Annotated in this window: 9 protein-coding genes; 2 read left to right on the forward strand and 7 right to left on the reverse strand. The window is 47.2% G+C overall.

The annotated features are described in order from the left end of the window. Positions 1 to 37: 37 nt before the first annotated feature. From KNP87_RS15280 to yneA, 7 genes are all read right to left on the reverse strand, one after another. The gene (locus KNP87_RS15280; protein ID WP_214722219.1) at positions 38 to 1,804 is read right to left on the reverse strand and encodes an ABC transporter ATP-binding protein; all 1,767 of its coding nucleotides are present in this window, start codon (positions 1,802 to 1,804) and stop codon (positions 38 to 40) included. Next, positions 1,794 to 3,551, reverse strand: a complete 1,758-nt coding sequence (locus KNP87_RS15285; protein ID WP_214722220.1) for an ABC transporter transmembrane domain-containing protein — start codon at positions 3,549 to 3,551, stop codon at positions 1,794 to 1,796. The genes KNP87_RS15280 and KNP87_RS15285 overlap by 11 nt, the downstream gene beginning before the upstream one ends. A gap of 119 nt (positions 3,552 to 3,670) precedes the next feature. Continuing rightward, positions 3,671 to 3,901, reverse strand: coding sequence for a YneF family protein (locus KNP87_RS15290; protein ID WP_012370001.1), 231 nt, complete (start codon positions 3,899 to 3,901; stop codon positions 3,671 to 3,673). Between the two features lie 108 nt (positions 3,902 to 4,009). Continuing rightward, on the reverse strand, positions 4,010 to 5,980 hold the full coding sequence (gene tkt / locus KNP87_RS15295) for a transketolase (protein WP_251135648.1): 1,971 nt from the start codon (positions 5,978 to 5,980) through the stop codon (positions 4,010 to 4,012). 212 nt (positions 5,981 to 6,192) lie between these two features. After that, positions 6,193 to 6,429, reverse strand: coding sequence for a DUF896 domain-containing protein (locus tag KNP87_RS15300; RefSeq protein ID WP_012369999.1), 237 nt, complete (start codon positions 6,427 to 6,429; stop codon positions 6,193 to 6,195). 109 nt (positions 6,430 to 6,538) lie between these two features. Further along, complete coding sequence (locus KNP87_RS15305) at positions 6,539 to 7,195, reverse strand: YneB family resolvase-like protein (RefSeq protein ID WP_214722222.1); 657 nt, start codon at positions 7,193 to 7,195, stop codon at positions 6,539 to 6,541. 45 nt (positions 7,196 to 7,240) lie between these two features. Then, positions 7,241 to 7,528, reverse strand: coding sequence for a cell division suppressor protein YneA (gene yneA, locus KNP87_RS15310; RefSeq protein WP_026833384.1), 288 nt, complete (start codon positions 7,526 to 7,528; stop codon positions 7,241 to 7,243). A 210-nt stretch (positions 7,529 to 7,738) separates the two neighbouring features. On the opposite strand from yneA, the gene lexA reads away from it, so the two are divergent. Together lexA and KNP87_RS15320 are read left to right on the forward strand one after the other, a co-directional pair. Next, positions 7,739 to 8,353 (forward strand): transcriptional repressor LexA, encoded by a 615-nt coding sequence (gene lexA, locus KNP87_RS15315; protein WP_026833385.1) that lies wholly within the window; start codon positions 7,739 to 7,741, stop codon positions 8,351 to 8,353. Between the two features lie 30 nt (positions 8,354 to 8,383). After that, positions 8,384 to 8,854, forward strand: a complete 471-nt coding sequence (locus tag KNP87_RS15320) for a metal-binding protein (RefSeq protein ID WP_214722223.1) — start codon at positions 8,384 to 8,386, stop codon at positions 8,852 to 8,854. Positions 8,855 to 8,991: the final 137 nt, after the last annotated feature.

Consider the following 8,991-nt stretch of genomic DNA (forward strand, 5'->3'; position numbering starts at 1 on the left):
ACCTGCCGGGCGAGATCGCCTGGCAGGCTTTTTTGTGTCACGAAACGGATGAGACATGTCCTGACTGTAATTCATACATCTTTTTATACAGACCGTTCTTTTCAATCAACGTCTGATGATTTCCTTGTTCGACGACTTCTCCTTGATGCAGAACCAAAATCAAATCGGCATCTTGGATGGTCGACAACCGGTGGGCAATCGCAATCGTCGTCCGTCCCTGCCGCATTCGTTTTAAGGCGACTTGAACTTTTTCTTCGGTTTCCGTATCAATCGAACTCGTTGCTTCATCAAGAATCAAGACTTTCGGGTCACGAGCCATCGTTCGGGCGAATGAGACGAGCTGACGCTCTCCGGCAGAGAACGTCGCTCCCCGCTCGGCGACCGGACTGTCGTACCGATCATCCAACTGATTGATGAAGCCGTCCGCCTGAACGAATCGTGCTGCCTCTTCGACCTTTTGGAATGGAATCGACGGATCAAACAGTCGGATATTATCAGCGACACTCCCCGTAAAGAGGAACGAATCCTGTAACACCAGACCGACATGACGGCGCAACTCATCTTCCGGCAACTGTTCCAGCGGTTGTCCGTCGATCAAGATTCGACCGGACTGATACGAATAAAACCGCATCAAGATGTTGATGATCGAACTTTTCCCGCTGCCGGTCTGACCGACTAAAGCAACCGTCTGTCCTTTTTTCGCTTCAAACGAAATCCCTTTCAGGACTTCTTTTTCTCCGTCGTAACTAAAGCGGACATTCTCAAAGACGATATGGCCTTCGGATACAGATGCTTCCCCTGGCAGTGTTTTTGAAGGTTCCGGCTCATCGGTATCAAGGACTTTAAAGACGCGGTCTGCGGAAACGACCGCCTGTTGGAACTCCGACAACCGTTGCATGATTTGTTGAACCGGCTGAAAGATCCGTTCCATATAACTGATGAACGCATAGACGACCCCGACTTGGACCGTTTGTGAGAACGACAAGATTCCAAAATAGGTGATCAAGGAAGCGATCGTCAAGGCGAGCATCAACTCAATGATCGGCCGCAGTAACCAACTGTCGAGTTTCAAGTTCTTATAACGACCGTTCTGGTGGGCGATATTCGTTTCCTCAAATTCCGCCATCAATCGTTTTTCTTGGCGGAACTGTTGAATGATCGCCATTCCGTTGATCGACTCATTCAATTGACCGTTAATCTTCGACAATAAATCCCGGACTTCGGCATAATATTTTGTCGAATAACGGCGGTAAATCCAGATAATGAAATAAAACAGCGGCAACAACACTAAGGCAATCGTCGCAAGACGCGGTTCCAGCAGGTAGAGGAATAAATACGTCCCGATCAACTGAACCCCGCTTTGAACAAAGGTCGACAAGACGCCGATATACAGTTCTTTGATGGCTTCCGTATCATTTGTGATCCGCGAGACGAGTACGCCGGCCGGTGTCCGGTCGAAGTAACCAAGTCTCAGATGCATGACGTGACGAAATACATCAATCCGAAGACGCTGAATGACCTTTAAGGCAATCTTTTGAAACTCAAAGGCTTGTAAATAATCGACGACGATTCCGGTCGTATGCAGCACAAGATAAACACCGAACAATAAGGCGACTTCCTGAACCGGATAGTTCCCGACCGAGACATAGTCATCGATGAAGATTTTGACGAGATATGGTCCACCAAGCTTCGCTCCGGTCGTTACGAGTAACAGGAAAAAGGCGACCATCACTTGTTTTTTAAACGGTTTGACGAATCCGAGCAATCGTTTCAGGACCGCTTTTTCATTGATATCATGATTCAAACGCTCCACCTCCCTGTTCGACGAGTGACTCCAGCTGTTGCCGGTCATACGTCTCCTTGTACCAGCCGTCTCGACGGAGCAGTTCGTCGTGCGTTCCGCGTTCGATGATCCGTCCGGCGTCGAGGACGATGATTTCATCCGTATGCGACACGGCAGACAAGCGGTGCGCGACGATGATTTGTGACTGCTCGTTATCAGCTGTGCGGAAGTGTTCGATGATTGCTTCTTCCGTCTTGGCATCTACTGCGGACAAGGCATCATCGAGGACAAGAATCGGACAATCGGCCAGCAACGCGCGAGCAATCGAAATCCGTTGTTTCTGACCACCGGACAACGTCACCCCCCGCTCCCCGACCATCGTCGCATATCCTTCCGTAAAGCCGAGAATGTCCTCATGAACCGCAGCGACCCGTGCGGCTTCCATGATCTGATCCATCGAAGCATCCGGTTTTGCAAAGGCAATATTGTCGGCAATCGAGGCGGAAAACAGGAAGTGGTCCTGCGGAACAATCGCGACTTGTTTTCGGACGGTCTCCCGCATCAATTGTTTGATGTCTTGACCGCCAATCGAAACCGAGCCGTATTTGACATCGTATTCCCGTGACAACAACCGGACGAACGTCGATTTCCCCGCCCCGGTTCGACCGACGATTCCGAGCGTCTGACCCGGTCGTAACGTCACATCGATATCTTGTAAGACCGGTTGCGTGTCATAGATGAAACGGTCAATCGCGACGTGAAGATCGGATGACGTGACCGTCGTCGCCGCTTCCTTCGCATCCTTGATTTCCGGCTCAACCGCCAGCATCCGTTCGATCCGGTCGTATGATGCCCGTCCCCGTTCGACGATGTTGAACAACCATCCGAACGCAAGCATCGGCCATGTCAGTAAGCCTAAGTATGTAGTGAATGAAACAATATCCCCGATCCGGATTTCGCCCTGTTGCAGTAAATAGGCACCGTATCCGACCGCGATGATGTATGACAATCCGACCAATCCGAAGATTGTCGGATCAAACAACGCATCGATTTTTGCGACCCGGCGGTTTTTTTGAACGACATCATCCGATAATGAGGTAAATGTCCCGACATCGGATTCAACTTCCCCCGTTGCTTTTAAGACCCGGACCCCGCTGACACTTTCCGCAACCTTATCGTTCAAATCAGAAAAGGCTTCTTGCGCATCATGGAACCGCGAATGTAACATCTTCCCGTAGCGTGAGGTCAAATAGACCATCAACGGCATCGGCAACAACGAAACAAGTGTCAGTTTCCAACTGATTGTCGTGACCATCGTAATGATGACGAAGCTCCCCATCGTCACCGAATCGACAAGCGTCAAAATACCCGCTCCTGCCGTCATCGAGACGGCTTGCACATCATTCGTCGCGTGTGCCATCAAGTCCCCGCTTCGATACTTTTTATAGAAGGACTGATCCAAATCGGAGAAATGACCATACAATTGACTGCGTAACAGTCGTCCGAGGCGAATCGATGCCCCGAAGATAAAGAACCGCCAAAAATAGCGAATCACATACGTGGAGACACCAATTAACAACAAGGTGCCGACGAGTCGCATCAAATCGTCCCTCGTCAAACTGCCTTCACTCAGTCCATTCACCGTTTCACCAATCACTTTTGGTGGAATCAGTTCCAGTCCGGCTACAAAAATCAACGCAATGATTCCTAGGCTGTACGCTTTCCATTCGAGTCGGAAAAACCAACTCAGTTTCCTGAAGACTCCCATACAAGTCCCCCCTTTTTTAAATCGATTGAGTATTTCTAATAGTCTCACATTTTAGATTAGCCATCTTCCTAAAAAATAGCAAACAAAAGGAGACCAAAATGGTCTCCTTTTACAAGTCATTATTTTTTCGGTGATTTCATTGAACCACTCATTGAACGCATCACTTGGTTGACTTTCTTTTGTGATGGCTTTTGACCCATTTGCATCATCAATGTCTTAATCATATCTTCGTTGATTGGTGGGTTTTGCTCCAAATAGTTCATCATGTATCGGCGAGCGATATAGAAACCAAGGGCGACACCAGCTACCAAGCAAAGAAGGGCAATTAAAATCCAAATCCATGTAGCCAAGTTGCTTCCTCCTCTAACTTCAAACGTCGCTTTTTACTATACTATAATTTAAAGCCTTTGCATAGATAATGCAAAAAAAAGGTGCGCGCGTTTGCGCACCTTTCTTCATTAACCGAGTTGCTTGACTGTGTTCAAGACGTTTTCAACAGACATGCCGTACTCTTTTAAGAGAAGATCTCCAGGAGCAGAAGCACCAAAACGATCGATTCCGATGACTTGACCTTCTGTTCCTACATATTTGTACCATCCGAGTGAAGCACCGGCTTCAATCGCAAGACGCTTCGTGATGCGTTTTGGCAAGACCGATTCTTTGTACTCAGCTGATTGGGCTTCGAACAATTCCCATGATGGAAGTGAGACGACAGCTGCCGTTTCGCCGAGTTCTTTTTGTGCTTCGACTAACAGATGCACTTCAGAACCTGTTCCCATTAAAATCGTATCCGCTGTTTCGATGTTACCCGCGATGACGTATCCGCCTTTTTCAGCACCTTCGACTGTTGTGCCTTCGAGTTCAGGCAACCCTTGGCGTGTCATAACGAGAAGTGTCGGTTTGTTTTTCGATTGAACCGCTGTTTTCCATGCTGCGATTGTCTCTTTTCCGTCTGCTGGACGATAGACCGTCAAGTTCGGCATTGCGCGGAAACTCATCAAATGCTCAACCGGCTCGTGTGTCGGACCATCTTCACCGACTGCGATTGAGTCATGTGTCAAGACGAAGATTGACTGGATTCCCATCAACGCTGCTAAACGGACAGCTGGACGCAAGTAATCCGAGAAGACGAAGAATGTCGCACCGTAAGGAATGACACCACCGTGTAACGCCATACCGTTAACAGCTGCTGCCATCGCGAACTCACGGACACCAAACCAGATGTTACGACCGCTTGGATCGATATCGAAGTCTGCTTCCCCTTTGAGCATCGTGTTGTTTGAACCTGCTAAGTCAGCCGATCCACCGAAGATCGTCGGGACGTTTTTCGCAAGTGCGTTCAAGACTTCTCCACTTGTTTGACGTGTTGCTTTTTTCGATGTCAAATCGTATGTCGGCAGGTCTGCTTCCCAGTTGCTTGGAAGTTCGTTTGCGATGGCGCGGACGAGTTCTTCATGCAATTCCGGATGTGCTGCTTTGTATTGCTCCATCTTGTCAGCCCATGCTGCTTCCGTGTCAGCGCCACGTTTAACGATCCGCTCTTCGAACAATTCTTTGACTTCGTCCGGTACGTAGAATTCTTCGTGATCCCAGACGTAGCTTGCTTTCGTCAACTTGATTTCTGCATCTCCGAGTGGTGCACCGTGCGAAGCCGATTTTCCTGATTTGTTTGGTGAACCAAATCCGATGACCGTTTTGACTTCGATCAACGTTGGTTTTGTCGTTTCAGCTTTCGCTGCTTCGATCGCTTTTGAAATCGAATCAAGATCCGTTCCGTCTTCAACGCGAATGACTTGCCAGTTGTATGCTTCAAAACGTTGTTGGACGTTTTCAGAGAATGATTTATCGAGATCACCGTCGAGTGAGATGTCATTTGAATCATACAGAACGACCAGTTTACCAAGACCTAAATGTCCTGCAAGTGATGCCGCTTCTGCTGAAACACCTTCCATTAAGTCGCCGTCTCCGCAAATGCCGTATGTGAAGTGATCAACGACGTTTAACTCGTCACGGTTGTATTTCGCTTCCAAGTGACGTTCTGCCATCGCCATCCCGACAGCCATCGCGATGCCTTGTCCGAGTGGACCAGTCGTCGCATCAACACCTGCCGTGTGACGGTATTCCGGATGACCCGGTGTTTTTGAATTCCATTGACGGAATGACTTCAAGTCATCCATCGCAAGATCATAGCCTGATAAATGGAGGAGTGAGTAGAGAAGCATTGAACCGTGTCCTGCTGAAAGTACAAAACGGTCACGGTTGAACCATTCTGGATTTTTAGGGTTGTGGTTCATATGATCCGCCCATAATGTAAATGCCATCGGTGCTGCACCCATCGGCATTCCCGGGTGACCCGAGTTCGCTTTTTGTACTGCATCAATTGATAATGTACGAATCGTATTTACTGCTAATAGTTCTACTGTTGTCATGTTCGTCAAAACAATCATCCTCTCTCTTTTTCACAAATTCTTTATCATTTTAGCACACCCGGAAATGTGATACAACTTTTCTAAATAGTATGTCACATTGAAATGAATGCGCTCTCTATTGCCGTTTTCTTAACACTTTTGTGATACACATTACGAACTTTTCATCAAAAAAAGCTACCCCACTCATCCATTGAGTGACATAGCTTTTCCGGTTATTGTTTGTTGCGTTCTTCTTCCTGCGCTTGCTTTAATTTTTCCGGTGTAACGTCCGTTCCTTCTTCATCGACGATTTTGATCCCCATCATCTGATTTTTGAATGAACCGCGGAAGGCTTCCAAATACGCTGTTCTTAATTCTTTTTGTTCCGCTGTTTCCGCATCCGTCAACGGCTCGACTTTTGATTTATTGGCTAATTCATTAATTCGGTCTAGTTGTTCTTGTGATAACATGATATCCCTCTTTCTGTTGACTCGACATCGAGCTTTCAATAGTAACCTTACTTTAAAAGACACGAACAGAAAAAGCAAGTGTGGCGCGCTTCTCGCACACCCACCTGCTTCATGTTTCATACGTATTGATGACTTCCTTATATTCGAGATAACGACGGTTGACGGTCGCCTTTGAAATATCGTGTCCCATCCCTCTTAAGGTAACGGCGATATCAGCAAATGTCAGACCCAAGTCACGTAATCGGACGATTTCTTCAATCGGGACTTCTTTTCGGCTCCGACCTGCATTCTCACCTTGCCGGTTAAGGTTCTGTTCGGGACGGAAACCATTTTCAACTGCACGTCGCATACCGCGGGCAATTTTTGCATTATGCAATTTCCGCTGGTACTCCTCGACGAGCGAGACGATTTCAAGGACCATCGCCTCGGCATCAGCCAATTTATATTCGCCGTCTGATTCCATCGTCATCAGTTGGACCTGATGTTTTTGAAACGTGTGTAAAATCGCGATTTTGGCATTTCCACGCCCGATACGGGTATCATCCGTCACAAGGATGGCATCCACTGCCTGACGTGTGACGTAATCGAGGACGGACAACATGCCCTCCCGATCGACATCATAACCACTTTCCTTTTCCGTGATGATATCCACGATTTCAAACCCTTTTGTTACAGCGAGTCCCGACAGTTCTGATCTTTGCCGCTCAAGCGAGCTATCCTGTGCTTCTTTTTCCGTCGAGACGCGACAGTAGATTACTACTTTCATCGTACTTCACACCCCTGTTCGTTCATTGACAACTTTTACAGTTTGTCATTGTTGCGCGATTGGTACAACGATTTTGTTTTTCGAAATGACATGAGTCGTCTTCAGTTCATTGTTCTCAATCAACCATTCGACGTATTCTTGATCGGTCATCGAACCGTCATTGTAGACTTCAGCGACTTGTTCGACTGTCGCATTTTGATCGACCGTAACAGAAGCCGTCAGGAGTTGTTCGACCTTTTCATCCGGTCGGGGCGTTAAGAGGAAAAGAATGAAAGCAAGGCTAAGCGTATAAAAGACAATGGAAAAGGCATGGGTACGGATCGTATGCATCATGATGAATCCCTCCAATTTGAAATGATTTAGAATAGATGTTCTCGGAACAATTGTTCGCATAACTCATCATAAACCAAGAACCAGTGTTCGGTCAACACAAAATGTCGAACAATTGTTTGTACGCTCATTTGTTCTATGTTATAGTGAATTTAGAAACATGTATTCCTATAACCTTCAAAAAAACCATTCCGAAAAGAGGTGGCAATTCATATGCGGAAAATGTCAAAACGACAACAAGAAATTCTTGACTATATCGTCGCTCAAGTGAAACTGAAAGGGTATCCACCTTCAGTTCGTGAAATCGGCGAAGCTGTTGGTCTTGCTTCAAGCTCAACGGTACACGGTCATTTGGATCGTCTAGAAAAACGCGGACTGATTCGCCGTGACCCGACAAAACCACGTGCGATTGAGATATTGCTTGATAAACCTGAAGATGATCACGAAGCAATCGTGCACATCCCTGTCATGGGGAAAGTAACGGCTGGTTTTCCAATCACGGCGATTGAAAACATCGAAGAACATTTCCCGCTTCCGGCTCATTACGTTGGAAACGAAAACGTCTTCATGTTGACGATCGATGGTGAATCGATGATCAATGCAGGAATTCTTGACGGTGATCGTGTCATCGTACGGCAACAAAACACAGCAGAAAACGGTGAAATCGTCGTTGCTATGACCGAAGATAGCGAAGCGACGGTAAAACGGTTCTTCTTAGAAGATCAACAAGTACGTCTTCAACCCGAAAACGATTCGATGGACCCGATGTATTTCGACAATGTCTCGATTCTCGGCAAGGTCATCGGCGTATATCGGACGATCCACTAAGCGAGGGACCAGCTCAGCTGGTCTTTTTTTATGCCTTCTGGAAATGTTCATGATACGGTTAATACCGTTGCCTTGACGGGTTATGTTGCGTATTCGGTCGCAACACAGCAGACGGATTGGTTGCCGACCGCAATCGGACTCGCCGTCGGCACCCTTTGGCTCTCCCCCGACCTCGATCTGAAGTCGGAACCTTACTACCGGCTCGGACCATTCCGGGTGCTCTGGATGCCCTACGTCAAAATCATGCCGCACCGATCCATCTGGTCCCACGGCTTGATCATCGGTGATATCATTCGCTTGCTGTACAGCGCAGCCTTTTTGATTCCCCTTTTGTTTCTGGCCCTTTACGTCGAGATCATCGATCCAAGTACGGTCGATCTCTGGTTTGAATCCATTCCTGCTTTTGTCATCGGGATTATGGTCGCCAGTACGATCCATATCGTTCTCGATCATTCGAGCAGCTTGTTTAGAACAAAAAAGAAACGAAAAAAACGCCGCTAACACCTTTTGTTCCTTACATGAACTGAGCCCTAGAGTTTGGACAGTTTAATAAAAGCACCCTTAACGTTTTAAGATGCTATGAGATGGCTTCGGTATTGTACCGGAGTCATCTTTTGTAGTTTCCATTGTCTTCGTTC

It is taken from the genome of Exiguobacterium sp. s192, from assembly GCF_018618795.1.
Taxonomy (GTDB): domain Bacteria; phylum Bacillota; class Bacilli; order Exiguobacteriales; family Exiguobacteriaceae; genus Exiguobacterium_A; species Exiguobacterium_A undae.